Source organism: Paenibacillus sp. cl130, from assembly GCF_900116035.1.
GTDB lineage: Bacteria > Bacillota > Bacilli > Paenibacillales > Paenibacillaceae > Paenibacillus > Paenibacillus polymyxa_B.
In genome coordinates, this window is the sequence record NZ_FOYG01000004.1 from 179,242 (window position 1) to 195,918 (window position 16,677).

13 protein-coding genes are annotated in these 16,677 nt (G+C 45.3%); 6 read left to right on the plus strand and 7 right to left on the minus strand.

The genetic code is table 11. From position 1 onward, the window contains the following. Positions 1–173: 173 nt before the first annotated feature. The 5 genes from rlmN (at position 174) to BM358_RS13245 (ending at position 5,725) form a co-directional block, all read left to right on the plus strand. Positions 174–1,271, plus strand: a complete 1,098-nt coding sequence (rlmN, locus tag BM358_RS13220) for a dual-specificity RNA methyltransferase RlmN (RefSeq protein ID WP_023991003.1) — start codon at positions 174–176, stop codon at positions 1,269–1,271. 139 nt (positions 1,272–1,410) lie between these two features. Beyond that, entirely contained in the window at positions 1,411–2,112 is a 702-nt protein-coding gene (locus BM358_RS13225) for a dihydroorotate dehydrogenase electron transfer subunit (RefSeq protein ID WP_023991002.1), read from the plus strand. Continuing rightward, positions 2,093–3,025, plus strand: a complete 933-nt coding sequence (locus BM358_RS13230; protein ID WP_023991001.1) for a dihydroorotate dehydrogenase — start codon at positions 2,093–2,095, stop codon at positions 3,023–3,025. The genes BM358_RS13225 and BM358_RS13230 overlap by 20 nt, the downstream gene beginning before the upstream one ends. A gap of 379 nt (positions 3,026–3,404) precedes the next feature. Continuing rightward, positions 3,405–4,991 carry an ATP-binding protein gene (locus BM358_RS13240; protein WP_028540890.1) on the plus strand — a complete coding sequence of 529 codons (1,587 nt, stop codon included), beginning with the start codon at positions 3,405–3,407 and terminating at the stop codon, positions 4,989–4,991. Further along, entirely contained in the window at positions 4,988–5,725 is a 738-nt protein-coding gene (locus tag BM358_RS13245) for a response regulator (protein ID WP_023990998.1), read from the plus strand. The genes BM358_RS13240 and BM358_RS13245 overlap by 4 nt, the downstream gene beginning before the upstream one ends. A gap of 50 nt (positions 5,726–5,775) precedes the next feature. Here the strand turns inward: BM358_RS13245 and BM358_RS13250 are convergent, their stop codons facing one another. After that, a complete protein-coding gene (locus BM358_RS13250) occupies positions 5,776–6,795 on the minus strand; it encodes a 2-hydroxyacid dehydrogenase (RefSeq protein ID WP_028540889.1) in 1,020 nt (339 codons plus the stop codon). A gap of 17 nt (positions 6,796–6,812) precedes the next feature. After that, entirely contained in the window at positions 6,813–7,868 is a 1,056-nt protein-coding gene (locus tag BM358_RS13255) for an AEC family transporter (RefSeq protein ID WP_028540888.1), read from the minus strand. 334 nt (positions 7,869–8,202) lie between these two features. Here BM358_RS13255 and mmuM point away from each other — a divergent pair, with 334 nt between their 5' ends. Next, a complete protein-coding gene (mmuM, locus tag BM358_RS13260; RefSeq protein WP_028540887.1) occupies positions 8,203–9,150 on the plus strand; it encodes a homocysteine S-methyltransferase in 948 nt (315 codons plus the stop codon). 148 nt (positions 9,151–9,298) lie between these two features. Here mmuM and BM358_RS13265 read toward each other — a convergent pair whose 3' ends face one another. From BM358_RS13265 to rhaB, 5 genes are all read right to left on the minus strand, one after another. After that, positions 9,299–11,569, minus strand: coding sequence for a GDYXXLXY domain-containing protein (locus tag BM358_RS13265; RefSeq protein WP_028540886.1), 2,271 nt, complete (start codon positions 11,567–11,569; stop codon positions 9,299–9,301). Between the two features lie 138 nt (positions 11,570–11,707). Beyond that, positions 11,708–12,601 carry an AraC family transcriptional regulator gene (locus tag BM358_RS13270; RefSeq protein WP_028540885.1) on the minus strand — a complete coding sequence of 298 codons (894 nt, stop codon included), beginning with the start codon at positions 12,599–12,601 and terminating at the stop codon, positions 11,708–11,710. A gap of 198 nt (positions 12,602–12,799) precedes the next feature. Beyond that, the gene (gene rhaD, locus BM358_RS13275; RefSeq protein WP_023990992.1) at positions 12,800–13,645 is read right to left on the minus strand and encodes a rhamnulose-1-phosphate aldolase; all 846 of its coding nucleotides are present in this window, start codon (positions 13,643–13,645) and stop codon (positions 12,800–12,802) included. Positions 13,646–13,697: 52 nt separating this feature from the next. Continuing rightward, complete coding sequence (rhaA, locus tag BM358_RS13280) at positions 13,698–14,954, minus strand: L-rhamnose isomerase (RefSeq protein WP_023990991.1); 1,257 nt, start codon at positions 14,952–14,954, stop codon at positions 13,698–13,700. A gap of 12 nt (positions 14,955–14,966) precedes the next feature. Further along, positions 14,967–16,448 carry a rhamnulokinase gene (gene rhaB / locus BM358_RS13285; RefSeq protein WP_028540884.1) on the minus strand — a complete coding sequence of 494 codons (1,482 nt, stop codon included), beginning with the start codon at positions 16,446–16,448 and terminating at the stop codon, positions 14,967–14,969. Positions 16,449–16,677: the final 229 nt, after the last annotated feature.

Consider the following 16,677-nt stretch of genomic DNA (forward strand, 5'->3'; position numbering starts at 1 on the left):
CCATGTGCCTGCCCCCTTGTGTTCATAATTAAAATTTGGGACAATGGAAGAGGCGTTTAAATAGCGCAGATTACTTAAACATGCTATGATGCAATGATGGTTGAGACGAATGGTGCGTGCTTAGTTTCATATAGAGGAAGACGAATTTGAATGTTTTGAAAAGAGGATCGAACATGAAAAAAGAATCCATTTATGGATTAACGCTAGATCAATTGACAGCTTGGCTCATCGAGCATGGACATAAGAAATCCCGGGCATTGCAGGTATGGGACGCATTGTACCGGAAGCGGGTTACTGATTTTGCAGCGATGGCAGAGGTTCATGAGGATTGTACTCGCCTGTTGGCCGAGCATTTTTCCATTGAAACACTTGAAGAACACGTGAAGCAACAGTCAGCAGACGGGACGGTCAAGTTCTTGTTCCGGCTTCAGGATGGTAATTTGATTGAGACAGTATTGATGCGGCATAAGTTTGGCTTATCTGTATGTGTGACTACGCAGGTAGGATGTAACATTGGGTGCAGCTTCTGTGCGAGCGGATTGTTGAAGAAGAGCCGTGACCTGTCCAGCGGTGAAATTGTAGAGCAAATTATGAAGGTCCAGCTGTATCTGGATCAGGAACGACCGGGCGATCAGGTCAGTCATGTTGTTGTGATGGGAATTGGCGAACCGTTTGATAACTTCGTGAACCTGTCCGATTTCATTCGGGTCATTAAGGATCACAAAGGGCTAGCGATTGGGCCACGGCATATTACCGTTTCCACAAGTGGACTGGCTGATAAAATCATTGAATTTGCAGATTCCGACCTGCATGTCAATTTGGCGATCTCCCTCCACGCTCCGAATAATGAGATTCGTACTCGCATTATGAAGATCAACCGGGCGATTCCGATTGAGAAACTCATGCAGGCGATTGATTATTATTTGGACAAAACAAATCGTCGGATTACGCTGGAGTACATCTTGCTGAAGGATGTTAATGACGGTAAGGAGCACGCGCTCGAACTGGCTGAGCTGGTGGGCCATCGCCGTAATCTGGCCAATGTAAACCTGATTCCGTACAATCCGGTGGATGAGCATAGCCAATACCAGCGGAGTGAGTCGGAGTCGATTACTGGCTTCTATGATGTTCTGAAAAAACAAGGCATTAGCTGTAGTGTTCGGCTGGAGCATGGAGTCGATATTGACGCGGCCTGCGGGCAGCTACGCAGCAAGCAAATCCGCAAGGATGCCAAGGGTAGCCGCAATGCGGAGCGCGAAGCCATTAGTTAAATACACAAGCGTACTCTCTAACAGGAGTACGCTTTTTTATATCACGAGCCGCAGGGCGAAACGCTACCCGAAAATGTGAAAATAGTCACGTAATAGTTGCTGCTTTTACGTTATAGTGAGTGGTTAGTGGAGGGGTTATATGGCTAACGTAATTTCGAATGTGGCGCTCGTTCCGGGCATTTATGTGATGAAAATAGAGGGAAAGTTTAAAGGGAACATGGGGCAGTTTTACATGCTGCGCAGCGGGACAGGTTACCCACTGCTGCCCAGACCCATCAGCATTTATGATATCGGGGAAGAGAGTATTTCCTTTTTGTACCGGGTTGTTGGAGAGGGGACAAATTTGTTTTCCCAATTACAGCCTGGTCAGGAGATTCATTTAGAAGGACCTTTCGGAAACGGTTTTCCGCAGGTAGAGGGTAGTTTGGCTTTGATCGGCGGTGGCATGGGTACAGCTCCGTTGCTGTTGGCTGCAAAGTATTACCCGCATGCGCACGTTTATTTGGGGTTTGCACAGCAAGCCTTCGGGGTTGAAGCGTTCGAAGCTGTGGCGGCATCTGTGCAGGTCAAGGTAGGGGGAAGCATCGTCGAACAGGTTGATCCGACGCTTTATGCAAATATGTTCTCCTGCGGGCCAACTCCGATGTTGCAAGCACTCGCCATGAAAACGGTGGATACGTCATCCCGTTTATATATTTCAACTGAAAGACACATGGCCTGTGGTATTGGCGCATGTTTGGGCTGTACGATGCGTACCCGTGGAGGCAATCGAAGGGTATGTAAAGAAGGGCCTGTATTCCCGGTGGAGGAGGTGGAGTTTGATGATCTCCATGGTGTGTAATATTGCGGGTGTACCATTCAAGAACCCGATCATCATGGCTTCCGGTACGTTTGGATTCGGACGTGAGTATGCGGAATTTTATTCTCCTGAATTATTGGGTGGTATCGTCGGCAAGGGACTGACCCTGCATCCGAAGGCTGGTAATACGGGATCACGAATACATGAGACAGCATCGGGCATGCTCAATAGTGTGGGGCTGGAGAATCCGGGTGTTGCCGCCTTTTTGAAGGATGAGCTGGATGACATGACACGCTGGAACACGGCTGTTATTGCCAATGTGGGGGGCTCCAATCTGGAGGAATACGTTCAGGCCGTAGCGATGATTACGGAAAACGCGCAAAAGCGTCGTACGATGAACCGCAGAGGCGTTGATATGCTGGAATTGAACATTTCATGTCCCAATGTGAAGCAGGGTGGAATGCAATTTGGTATCCAGACGGAGGTAGCACGGGAGGTTGTGCGTCAGGTGCGCAATGTGACGGCGCTTCCGTTGGTCGTCAAGCTGTCTCCAAACGCAGAGAACATCACGCAGATGGCCGTTATGTGCGAGGAAGAAGGCGCAGACGGAGTTTCGCTGATCAATACATTTTCTGCAATGAAAATAGATATACGCCGGCGTCGCAGTGTCTTCGCCAACACGTATGCTGGTCTTTCCGGCCCGGCAATTAAACCGATTGCCTTGCGCATGGTTCACCAGGTGGCACAGGCGGTGTCGATTCCGGTGATCGGGATGGGCGGGATTAGCTCGGTGGAGGATATTATTGAATTCACCATGGCAGGGGCCGCTGCCATTCAGGTGGGGACGTACAATTTTGTTCATTTACATGCAGGGGCTGAGCTGGTACATGGCCTTGAACAATGGATGCAGCGGGAAAAGGTGCAGTCATTGGATGAGATACGGGGAATTTTGTGAATTTGGAACCTTTTTGCATACACTAATTCATATAGAACCGGCTTGTCTTTAAAAGACAAGTCGGTTTTATTTATTTTACTGAAATAGCCAAGCATCAACTAGTGGTTAATATCGCACTTGTTCAAGATGAACGAAATTTGATTTTCCAGCCGATGAATGGCTTCCTCGGACGCCTGGTCGTTCGCACCTTGTTTCTGAAGCGCGCAGAGCTTGCAGAATAAGAAGGAAATTGTCAAACGATGTCGAATATCAAGGGAATATAGGGTCAGAGATAAGCTCTTCTTCCTAATGGGGAGCTTAACAAAGAAGCTAGGTGATGGGGTTGCGATTAAAAAGTAAGTCGAAACCGAGACGACAATTCAAGGTTTCGCTACAATTCATGATTATTATTTTGGTTGTTTTAGTTATCATTATTTCTTTAATTATATCCTTGCTTCTCATTCGTAATTTCGTGATTAACAAGCATTTTGATAATACGAAGGAAAAACTTTCGGGTATTGCCAAGATGGTTGCCAGTGACAACGATGTTATTCGTAATGTTGAGCAGGGAGTTCCTGTGAAGCAGATCCAAGACTACTCGCTTGGAGTCATGCATAACGTTAATGTGGATTTTGTTGTCATTTTGAACCACGATTTAATTCGGCTATCTCATCCGAATGCCGCGATGGTTGGCAAACCGTTCTCTGATTTGAATGATGCCAGAAGAGCGCTATCCGGTCAGGGACATTTTTCTGAGAATATAGGTATTTTGGGCAAAGGTTACCGATATTTTACGCCGATATTTAATCAACAGCATGAGGTCATTGGCATTGTATGTGTAGGGCTGACCATGAGAACCCTAAATCATGATTTGATGCAGGCGCAGTATACCATTTTTGGGGGGCTGATGCTGGGGCTCTTTAGTGGAGTTCTGGGCGCGATCATTCTGGCTCAGAAAATCAAAACGATTTTATTTGGGCTTGAGCCGCAAGAGATAGCGACACGATTGCGCGAAAAAGAAATTATTGAAAATGAGGTCGCTGAAGGAATTATAGCCATTTCGGCTGACAAGAAAATTATGCTCATGAACAAAGAAGCTCAGGCCAAGTATCAACTGGCAAACCAAGAGATGAAAGCCCCGATTGGCGAGCAGCTAGATACCAACTTTTATAACGTGCTCTTCAAGAGAGTGTTTGATGATAAAAAGAAAATCAAGGATCGCTCATTTTATGTGAATGGTATAGAAGTCATTGCGACAGTAACCCCTATATATATTGAAAATGAGTTTTTTGGGGCAGTTGCAACGCTGCGCGACCAATCCGAGATGATCCATCTCAGCAACCAGTTAAGTGGTACAAAATATTATATTAACTCCCTTCGCGGACAGACCCATGAATTTATGAACAAAATGCACGTAATATCCGGCCTGATTGAAATGAGGAAATATGCGGAGGTCAGTCAATATATTCAGCAGCTAAATCACCGGTATCAAGATGAGGTAGGCTTTTTGACTGAGAGAATTAAAGTTCCGGCATTAGCAGGTTTTATTATGGGTAAAATCAATGAAGCACGCGAACAGAATATTTCGGTTCTTCTTGCAGAAAGCTCGGATGTCTCTAATGTGGAGATGCAGGATATCGTTCATGATGTCATACACATCCTGGGTAATTTTTTTGACAACGCCATAGATTCCATCTTACAAAAAAAAGAACCCGGCAAAATTGAGCTGAAATTGAATTATGAGTGTGAGGGAAATGTATTCATTTTGAAAGTGAAAGATAATGGGTTGGGGATTGATTTTGAGATGCAAAAAAGGATATTCGAGCATGGCTTTTCAACCAAAGGAGAAGACAGAGGCTACGGCTTGAATCTGGTTAAAACCATGGTGGAAAATCATCAAGGAATCATTGAGCTTGATAGCCAACCGGGTCTCGGAACAAGTATATATGTAGAGTTGCCCTGTACATTGGAGGTGACAAATGAATGAAAGTTCTAATTGTTGAGGATGATCCGATGGTTGCTGAGCTCAATCAACAGTTTATCGAGCGCATGGACAATTTGGATGTTGTATGTAAGGCAGATACCGTCAAGAAAGCACAGGACTGCCTTCAAAAATGGTCACCGGATCTGGTATTACTGGACGTTTATTTACCTGGAAAAAGCGGATTAACTTTATTATCACATATGCAGGAGCATCAGTATCATGCTTCAGTTATTTTAATTACGGCTGCAAAAGATATTCAGACGGTGAAGGAAGCTGTTTTTTATGGTGTTGCAGACTATTTAATTAAGCCCTTTACATTCGAACGCTTTAGACTGGCTGTTGAGAAAATCCAGCGTCTGGCCACGGTGATGGAGGAAGGGAACGGAATTAATCAAGCTGTTATTGACCATTATTTTAATAAAGAAGAGCATGCGGGTGTGGAAAAGAAAAAACCTGTTGAACATCCATCGCATAATCTACCGAAAAACCTATCTAAAAATTTGTCCAAACTAACCATGACCACGATACTGAAGAATATTCAAGAGCTGGACGGACCATTCTCGGTTGAAACATTAGCCAGAGAAGTGGACTTGTCCCGTATCACGGTAAAAAAATATATTCAGTTCCTGGTGGACGATGGCTTTCTAGTTGAATCGATAGAATACCACAAGGTTGGCAGGCCGCTAATGCTCTATCAGTTGAATCCTGATATAAAAGAACCGCCATTTCCGATGTAATCTGGAAATAGCGGTTCTTTTTTGTTCAACAAGAGTACCGAGCTTCCTAATTATTTCATAGAGAGAACAGGAAGTGGGACTAGGTTATCCGAAGAATGAGTTGTAACGATATCATGGAAGTTGTCGTAGCTAGTTTCAATCATGTTGGATAACGCCGTAACGGTATTCGAGCCAGCATGAGGTGTTACCAAAACTCTTGGATACAGCTCCACAAGCTTCTGGATCGTTGGGTCTGGGAGCATTTGCCATGGTTCAAATGCTCTAAAGAATAATTCATCTTCTTTAGGGAAGACATCCGTAGCGAAGCCTTCCAGATGGTTACTGAGCAAAGCGTCCAAAATGGCTTGGTTATCTTGTAATTCTCCACGTGAGGTATTGATGAGAATAGATCCCTTTTTCATTTTTGCCAAAAAGCTGGCGTTAATCATTTTGTCGTTCTGTCCCGGCAGATAAGGAACGTGCACACTAACGACATCACTCTCTGCCAGTAATTCATCCAAGGTCGTGAATGGAATGACTTCCTTGGCCGCATCTGATTGGTACACATCATAACCAATAACAGAGGCTCCCAATCCTTTAAACAATTTGGCCTCCGTCAGACCAATGCGACCAACCCCGATAATCCCAACTTTACAGTTATGGATCTCTTTGCTGAATGTATGCTCATCCACAATAAAATTTTTGAACGAGCTTTTGGTAGTCATATAAGCGGTGTGTCGGAACAGCATCATTGCTAAAGTTAGGGAGAGCTCGGCGATGGCATTCGGAGAGTAGGATGGCACGCGTGCCACCTTCATTCCGAATTCGCTGCAGGCATCCAAATCAATGTGGTTGATTCCGACTGTTCTGGTGAAAACATATTGAATGCCGTATTCATTGAATTTTGTGATATTTTCCCGATTGGCAGCACAGTTTCCTCTTAGCAAAACGGCATCGTGATGCTGTGCCAATTCTGCATTGCTGGTGGTTAACAACTCTTCTACTAGCGTTAGTTGGAAGTTATATTTATTGAGATCCTGGAAATAGGGTTTCTCATAAGAACGGACACCATAGCAAATGATTTTTAACATGTTGTTTTCCCCCTGATTTAGAAAATTCCAATTTTATCAATGACATTGAGCGTAATGATCCACACTGGAATCATGACGACAGAAGTGATAGTAGATAGAAGCGATGCATTAGAAGTTAATATGGCTTCCTTATCAAAACTGATGGCATAGGCTGCGGCTACGGTAGCTGTAGGAGTAGCCATCATGATGACAATAGTAGCTAAAGCGACAGAATCGACTGACAGAATATGGGATACAGTCAACAAAGCCAGCAAGACGATGTTAACAATAGGAACAAGCCAAACCTTAACTATGCTGTAATACCAAGAGGTCTTATCAGTAGCTGCCGACTTGAAGCTGATCTCCCCCAATGTCGAGCCAATCGATAACCAGGCTAATGGAGAAGCTAGTCCAGCTAGGTAGGTCATGGGCTTGAACAGCCAGACAGCGGTTTGATCAATTCTTAGAAAGGCGAACTGCTGAATGGCCCCACCCTCTGTAGCTACACTCATCTGTGGCAAATAACCTTGAAACAACCAAACAAACAAGCCTAGAAACGTGGCGATAACGATGGGATTCAAAAACATGGTTTTGAGATTTTTAAGCTCCATTTTCAAGCCGCTCATTTTGATATAGCCATAGGAGTATAAGAAAATGCGGTACCCTATGTTAAAAATGGAACTGTACATCACTCCGGTAGGACCGTAAATGGCTCCGACAATTGGAATTCCGAAGAAAGTAGTAGAACCGAAAATGGTTAACACCCGCAAAACATCCTGTTTATCCTTGTTGTAGCTCAGGAAGAACGGTTTAGAAATAAAGATGAGAATAATATAAATTAGAATTCCCCATATTAAAACATTCATTCCTTGTTTTAACATTGTAGGATTAATATCCTGCATGAAAGAATTAAAGGCTAGTGCTGGTAGAGCCACGGTTAGAACAACCTTGGATAACATCTTTCCTACTGCTGCGTTAAAAATCCCCTTCTTCCGGCAAAAGAAACCAAGAAGGATAATAAAAACGGTGGAAGCGATAGAACTGAGAATTTTGTTATCTGTTAAGGTCGCTGTAATCATTTCTAGTAAAGACATAGATAAAACCCTCTCTTGTACCTTTTTTCACATAAATGACGATGCAGAATGTGACGATGCAATTCCCTGATCTTTTGGCCAAAGTGTTGGTTTGCACTTTTATAGTAAAATGACTTTGTGAAAAAAAGAACAATATCTAATTAATTTAACTTATGAAACTAATTTAAAAAATTTATACGTTACATCAGATGGTAAATGAAACGAGAGGGCACGTCTTCACGGAATGATTATTTATTGGCTTTGTGAGTGCTCATCAACATCCGTGCTATAATGTAAATCATTAAACCCTACTTGATTAGTGGGTTAAATAGAAAAGACGAGCAGGAGGGGTCACATGAACCCGATACAATATATACTGGACGAATTTCAGCTGATCGTGCTGGACGGCGCCATGGCGACTGAACTGGAGCGTCATGGACATGATCTGAACGATAGCTTATGGTCAGCTAAAATCCTCCATGAGCATCCGGAGTCGATCAAGCGTGTACATAGAGATTATTTTGAGGCTGGGGCAGACTGTGCGATTACTGCGAGCTATCAGGCTACCGTTGAAGGCTATGTTAAACGGGGCCTAAGCGAAAATGAGGCGCTGGAACTGATTCAATCATCGGTGCGGATTGCTGTGCAGGCACGCGATGAGTTTTGGGCTGACGTGACGGCTACTGCTAGTCAGCGGCATCGTCCCAAGCCGCTAGTCGCGGCCTCTGTTGGCCCTTACGGGGCGTTTTTGGCAGATGGGTCAGAGTATCGCGGCGATTACAAGCTGAGCGAGGAACAGCTAGTGGAGTTCCACAGGCCGCGTATGAAAGCTCTGATTGAGGCGGGTGCAGATATTTTAGCTTGTGAAACGATACCCTGTCTGGTTGAAGCCAAGGCCATCGCCCGATTGCTGAAGGAATTCCCAGGCACGTATGCCTGGATCAGCTTTAGCGCAAAGGATGGGCAGCATATCAGCAATGGTGAGTCTGCCGCTGCATGTGCTGAGTGGCTGAATGGGCATGAGCAAGTGGCCGCTGTAGGAATCAATTGCACTTTGCCGAATTTCGTTCCATCGCTTATTCACGAAATACGCAGTCACACGGATAAGCCTGTGGTGGTATATCCCAATCTGGGGGAGGAATATGACCCGGTCAGCAAGACATGGCACGGCAGCACTTGTACAGAGACATTCGGACAAAGTGCCCGCCAATGGTATGAAGCGGGAGCTCGTCTGATTGGCGGCTGTTGCCGGACTCAGCCGCTGGATATTGAGGAAATAGCATCATGGACGAGAGATGTATAAACGAGGATAAGCGTAGCGTAGGGATAAAGGTTATCTATAAGAGGTAACTCGATGGCCCGAAAAAGAACAAGCAGGCTGAACCAAGTTGTGCTCCAGCAATGGAGCAGCTTGGTTCAGCCTGCTTTGTTAACTACCTGCGCCGATCCGGTCAGCTTTCTGCCAAACGTTCCAGCAGCGCGTCCCCATTGCGGCTCACCCGAATATGGGCAAAATGTGCGTTCTGTTCTACAGTACGTCCGGTTCCCTCAGGGATGAAATAATTCTCAATACCGTACAGAATACGAGAACCATACCATTGTCCATTTAGAACGACCTCATGACTGGCAAGTTTTTCACCATCTTGATATAGGCGATCCGCGACGTATACTCCTTGGCTATCTGGTGTGAGAACGACTTTGACCTTGCCTCGGCTCCATTCCTCCTCCTGAAGAGGGGTCTTGGAAGGCGGGGTAGATATGTCGTAATTCAGTGCCACATAATCGCCTTGCAGCAGGGAGCGCGGGTCTATAGGAGCCAGTTTGAGCTTAATGGAAGCCCCTGTGGCGAGCAGGGTTTCACTTCTCGCCGTCTGATAGCCGATGATCCCCAGCTGTAGCACGATGACAATAGCGATGAGTAACGGGCTTAAGCGCATGAAGCTAAAGCTGCGGTGGTCGGCATCAAATGCTGCTTTGCCGCTATGGGCCATTCGCCGATCCGCCCACCAGGTCAAGCCGAGTGCAATGACTCCTAGAAGCGCCAACGTAAAAGACTTATACAGTAGCGTCCACAATAAATCATAGTATTTGAAGCCGATAAAAATAAACCAGAAGACAACGCTCATGAGGGTCTCCGATTTTTGTTTCAGACGGGCAAAGGCAAAGATCATCCCGGTAACGATAACAAAATAAAAAATGTTAATGAACATATAAGAGTGTGGAATGACATCCTCGAAAAACGTCGCCCACAAAAGGAACAACAAGCTGAAAAATAATGAACTATTCCGCAGATGTTCTTTTAACTCCGTCTTGAATTTAAAGTAACTTACCCCATATAACACGGCATTGACGATGAAAAGAGAGAAGATGATGAACTTATAGGTCCAGTTCCAACCATCCCACTCCTGATACTGCTGAAATAAAATGGTCGCCAGATTCAGGTTTACAAAGGTGTAGGCAAAAAACAACTGCCTTTTCCCCTTGGAGCGAAACCATCCAGCGATGGAAACGATCAGAAATAATACCGAAAGCAGCGACTGATCTGACCATAGAATGGCCGCCAAGCCTGTTATATAGCTGATGGTCAGCAGTGTATAACGTATTACCGAATCCAGCTTGGATTCCGGTATGACAATCATCAAAATCATAAGCAGCAACGACACAACCAACAGTACATATTCGGTGTGGTTTACATTCGTGCTAATCATAATCAATCCGATGAGAGATATACTACCGATCAGCACTCCAACCACTTTGATTACACGGGATACGGTTTTGCTGATCCATTCACTGCCATGTTCCTCGGGAACGGTCGTCTCAGTCTTTGATGTACTAATGTCCGTTATCCCTGCTTCCGGCGGTGTTTTTCCCAAACGATTCAAATAACGGAAAAACCACACGTTACCCGTCAGCAGCAGCGCCACAAAAATCAAACCAAACACAAAAAACAGAGATGAGGAGTACGCCTCTGCCAGCTCTATAAATTTAAAGACAGCAAACGCTGAGAGCGCCAATGCATTCAAGGTCAGTAGCGTTTTATTCAGTCGCACCTTGATAAATATATAAAATCCTAAAGCAATCACAGCGATATACGGTATATTCATGACCAGCCCATACCCATCAAATGCAAAAGAGTTGGTCATCGCTAACATGGCTATATGAAAAACAGTAAAGCTCATATATTGTAGTGGAGCAGAGCGTATACGATGAAGGAACGCCAATAGAAACAACACCAGATTGACCAGTGCGAACACTCCGGCAATCGACAATGATCGAAGTTCGCTATAAGGCACACTTTGCATCGTAGGGTAAAAATAAAGCCACAAACCAAGTTGAATCAGTACATAAGACAGCATATAAAAGGGATTGTAGCGAGTAATCCAGCTAAGTAGCAGAGCCGGCACCGACCAAATGAAAAACAATCCGTAGCTGTCCGCATGGGAATTGTAAATTTGACCGAGCAATGCCACGGAAACGCCAAAGGCTATACAGCCAGCCACCAAAAACATATTAGACAGAAAAGCTTGTTGGCCGGGAACAGCACGTATCCGTGCAAATACAAAAGACAAGCCATAGAACAGAACAATAAGAGCAGCAGCAAGTACAATCTTGGATGTCCGATCCAGTCCGCCCCAATTGGAGGCGAAAAAATAAATAATTGCGGCCAGTATCAGTGAGATGCCCAGCAGATAGCCCGTACGTATCGCATTGAATCGCAGCATGGATTTCACGTACCTTTCCTGTTGGTTTGAAGCCTATTATAGCGTTGAAAGGGTTCAGAACCAAGTGTAAGTTAGGATCAGGTCATAAAAAGAGAGCCACCGTATACGGCGGCTCTCTTTAACGTTACTGGATTCCGACTAAGCGTTGACGGTACGAATCTCTTGCCGGGACTGATGTCGGAAGCGATACTCACGCGGTGGAATCCCTGCCGTTTTCTTAAATGCCTTGGAAAAGGTGGACATATCGGTATAGCCGATGGACTGGGCTATGATCGACAAATTGTAAGTTGTCTGCTCCAGTAATCTTTTGGCTTCGTTAATCTTGAGGTTTTGCAAATACTTGGCGGGAGAGATGAGGAAGGTGGAATGGAACTTACGTGAAAAATGCGCACGATCCACACCTACATGCTCGGCAATTTGCTCAATCGTAACACGGTCACAATAATGCATTTCAATGTAATCTTTCCCCTGCTGGAGCCAATAATCAGAGCATACAAAGTTGCGCAGCACGTCAGATGTGTTGCGGGACAATTCCTCGAAGATCTGGTGCAGTGTAATCAAGCGGGCCAGATCGCTGCCTTGTCTGCTGTTGTCGTGTACGATGGAAAACAGGTTGGAGATAAGTCCGAGGATTTCCTCGCTCACTGCGTTAGCCATAAATGGCGTAGAGGGATTAATTCCGATCCGCTCCAGCAATGCGAGGGACTTGGGTCCCTCAAAGGCAATCCATACCTTTTGCAACGGGTGCTCCTGATCGGTGTAATATTCATGGGCAAGATGCGGAAAAAAACAGAATAAATCAGACTTTTGGACACGGTAATTCTGCTGCTTATAAATAAACTCAGCCTGACCTTCAAGTACAAAAATCAAATAAAAATAAGGAACAGCCTTGGGACCGACATGGCAGCTTGTTTTCGAAATATCCATACCCAGTCTGACTGGCCAAATGGCGCTGGATTTTTCCAGTTCGGTAGCTGTGAAATAATGGTCTTCCACGATGTCGAAGTGATCTTCATTTTTTGCTCTTTTCATAACTTGTCACCTCTCCTTTGGTGGAGATAAGGGAATTTTGATTTTATTGTATATAAAGGAAAGCATAATTACAAGTTAATTCATTGGAATTTAGGGTTATATAATTAAAGCTAGGTATGCCAAAGGCTCCATGGCCGATTTGAGACGAGCCATGGAGCCTTTTAAGTTCTGTATTATGAGATGAAGATTAGCCTACATTTATACGTTCAGGATGCCTTCTTTTGGAGTAACGTTGAAGGCTTTGGCCAGATCGGCCAATTCCTGATCTGTAATCCGTTGCTGAATATCATGGTGTGCAATGAGCATATAAATTTGCGCTGCCTTTTCAATCGTTTCAATCAGGCCAAACGCTTCATCAATGGAGCTGCCCGTTCCGAAAATGCCATGATGAGGCCATAATACAGCGTGATGATCCTTCATTTTTTTAGCCGTTTCGCGGCCGATTTCGCTGGAGCCCGGTACCATCCAAGGGATTACACCGATACCGTCTGGAAAGACGACAATACATTCGGTACACATTTCCCACAGCGTTTTGGTGAATTGGTTTTCGTCCAGACTATGAATGAAGGTCATGGCAATAACATGGGTGGCATGATTATGAATCACAACACGATGGTTAGGATCGACCTTCAAGCGCTCAATGTGGCCCATAAAATGGGATGGTAACTCACTGGTAGGCACCGCCCCGTGTTTGAGGCCCCACAAGACTTCCAATTGCTCGCCATCCTGCGAGACACGAAGAACTCCTAAATTGGCTTCCGGATCGGCAATTACGTTTTTGAAATATTTTCCTGATCCGGTGACGATAAAATATTTACCAGCCAGTTCATTCACCGGAAAAGCAGGTTTAATCGTCCGAATGACCTGATGAATATCTATATATTTTGCAACCTCAGCTTCATCCAGAATATAGCTTACATTACCTCCATTGCGTTCATCCCAGCCGAATTTCCACATGTTTTGTGTAATTTCCGCCATCTCGCGAACAAATGGGATATCCAGTCCCGATTTGCGTTCTTTTTGATTCTCCAGCACAGTAGTCATGGATAATCTCTCCCTTTGTATGATATGAATATAAGCATTATCAGTGCAGTAGTTACCGTTTCAGCAGTACCTGTTGTTCATAGTTTTTTACTTCGGCCAACCATTCCTCACGAACAGGAACGCCGTTTTGAGCGCAATAGTAATCCCATATGGCACCAAACGGATACGATTTAAACTCTTCGACCAGAGCAAGACGAGTGGTGAAATCCTGTTCCTCTTCCGCCTGCTTTAATGCTTCAATCGGTTCGAGCATAGCGCGAAGTAGCGCTTTGATCGTGTTGCGTGTTCCGATGACCCATGCTGCTACATGATTGATACTTCCATCAAAGAAATCAAGACCGATATGGGTTCGGGAAAGCAATTCACCGCGAACCAGCTCACGGGCAATGTCCAGCAATTCGTCGTCCATCGTCACGACATGATCACTGTCCCAACGAACCGGTCTGCTGACATGGAGCAATAATTGATCGGTGAACATCAGCACAGAGGACAGTTTGTTCGAAATGACTTCGGTTGGATGGAAGTGACCAGCGTCGAGACAGATGGATTTACCGCGTGTCAGAGCGTATCCCATATAGAATTCATGTGAGCCTACGACATAGCTTTCCGAGCCGATGCCAAACAGCTTGCTTTCAACCGCATCGATGTTGTATTCCTCGCTGATTTCCTCGCTAAAAATTTCGTCCAGCGCATCACGCAGACGTTCTCTTGGAGCCAACCGATCAACCGGAGTATCTTTATAGCCATCCGGCATCCAGTGGTTTGTGACACAGGGCTGACCGAGTTCTTTGCCAAAATGCTCTGCAATCCTGCGTGATTTTTTGCAGTGTGTGATCCAGAAATCGCGGATTTCCGAATCCTTGTGACTCAGTGTGAAGCCGTCTTCCGCTTTGGGATGGGAGAACAAAGTTGGATTAAAATCAAGCCCGAGCCCTTGCTGTTTGGCCCAGTCTACCCAGTTCTGAAAATGGCGTGGCTCCAGTTGATCCAGATCCACTTGTTCTGTGGTGTCCGCATAGATTGCGTGCAGATTGACCTTGTGTTTACCCGGAATAAGCGATAGAGCTTTTTCTAAATCCTGACGCAACTCATGCGGCGTGCCTGCTCTGCCCGGGTAGCTGCCCGTTACGGCAATCCCCCCGCTAAGCTGTTTGTCTTTGAACAGAAATCCCTGAACATCATCTCCCTGCCAGCAGTGCAGTGATATTTTGATTTGTGAAAGCTTCCGTAAAATGTCGTCAACTTGAATACCGTGGCGGGCATACAGCTTTTTCGCTTCGTTATAACTGGCTTCAATAGCTTCATTCATGGCTTTACTCCTTTATTGAGATATCTGAATAGAGGATGTTGCTTGTATCTTGAGGCGCTCCCAGCGATCCAGGAGTTCTTGCAAGCCTTCCACCGATTTCGGTTCATATAGCCGAGTCGGAAAGGAGCGGGCGATGGTACGGCCAGCAGCTTTGAGATCCTCAAGAACACCAGAGCTGATTAATTGCACGACAATATTGCCGATGGCTGTAGATTCGGAAGGACCTGCCTGAACCTCAATTCCCAAGAGATCGGCTGTAAGCTGACATAGTAATTCGTTGTTAGCGCCTCCGCCGACAATGTACAATCTGGTAATCGTTTCGTCTGTTAAACGTTGCAGTTCGTGTAAGGCATCGCGGTAGCTTAAGGCCAGACTGTCGAAAATACAGCGGGCGAGCGAACCCGGCGTTCTGGGGCTGGGCTGGCCTGTTTCTTCACAGAATCGCTGGATTTCAAGGGTCATACTATCCGGGTTTAAGAAGGATGACTGGTTACAGAGGACGAGACTGACAAACGGTGTCTCTGCTGAAGCCAGTTCGGCCAATTCAGCAAAGCTATGTGCGGAACCGCCCTCCCTCCTAACCTCCTGAATCATCCACAATCCCATAATATTTTTCAGAAAACGGTACGTACCGTAAGCACCCCACTCATTCGTGTAGTTCGCCTGCATGGCTGCCTTGGTATTCAAGGCTTTGGAACGTTCCATTCCCAGTAGTGACCACGTTCCGCTGCTAATATAGGCCCAAGATTCTTCCCGCTGTGACGGAACACCTGCAACAGCCGATGCAGTATCGTGAGTAGGCGCAAGAATGATCTGACAGTCCGGAAGATCGTATTTTTGAACAAGCTCCGGCAAAAGAGAACCCAGAACCCGTCCAGGCTCGGCAAGCTCTGAAAACTGATTGCGTCGCAGTTGGAGCAGGGACAGCAGGTCTTCATCAAACTCTCGTGTGTTCACGTTGAGAAGCTGCATCGTGGACGCATTCGTCATTTCATTGATCATGATGCCTGTCAGGCGATAGTACAGATAATCGGGGACCATCAATATTTTATCCGCCTGGGCAAGCTGTTCCCGATCATGGACAAACAGTTGATACAGGGTATTAAAGTTTAGTTCCTGAATGCCTGTTTTCTCATACACAGCCTCTCGACTGATGATCTGGTGCAGCCTGTCGGGCGCATGGAGGGTACGTGCATCCCGGTAAGCGTATACCTCATGAATGCGGTTTCCTTTCTGATCAAGCAGCACGTAATCTACAGCCCATGTATCAATGCCGAGCGTACAGGAGTGAATCCCCGTCTGTTTAGCTTTTTGCAAGCCCTGAATAATCTCATTCAATAGTTCGTCGATATTCCAGTAATCGTGTCCGTTTTTTTCGGTAAAGGAGTTGTTGAAACGGTGAAGCTCTTGCAAGTGTAGCTGGTCACCTTGCAGAGTTGCACTTACGAGCCTTCCGCTTGAAGCTCCAATATCAACAGCAAGATAATTATTCATACCCAATCTCCTTGCATGGATAAAATACTGGCAGCCTGAAAGTCTGCCTTTTGCTTTCTTAACTAACTCCATACTACTTCCGTTTTTCTTTGTAGTCAACATAAACGGAAGTATAATTTGTGGTTTTATTTTTGTTTTCTAAAATTATAATTAAAATTAAATGTTGTTTTGCATGTATTTTTGTTTTTTATCTGTTTTCTACAATCAGGATTATGCAAAGTCCTTACAA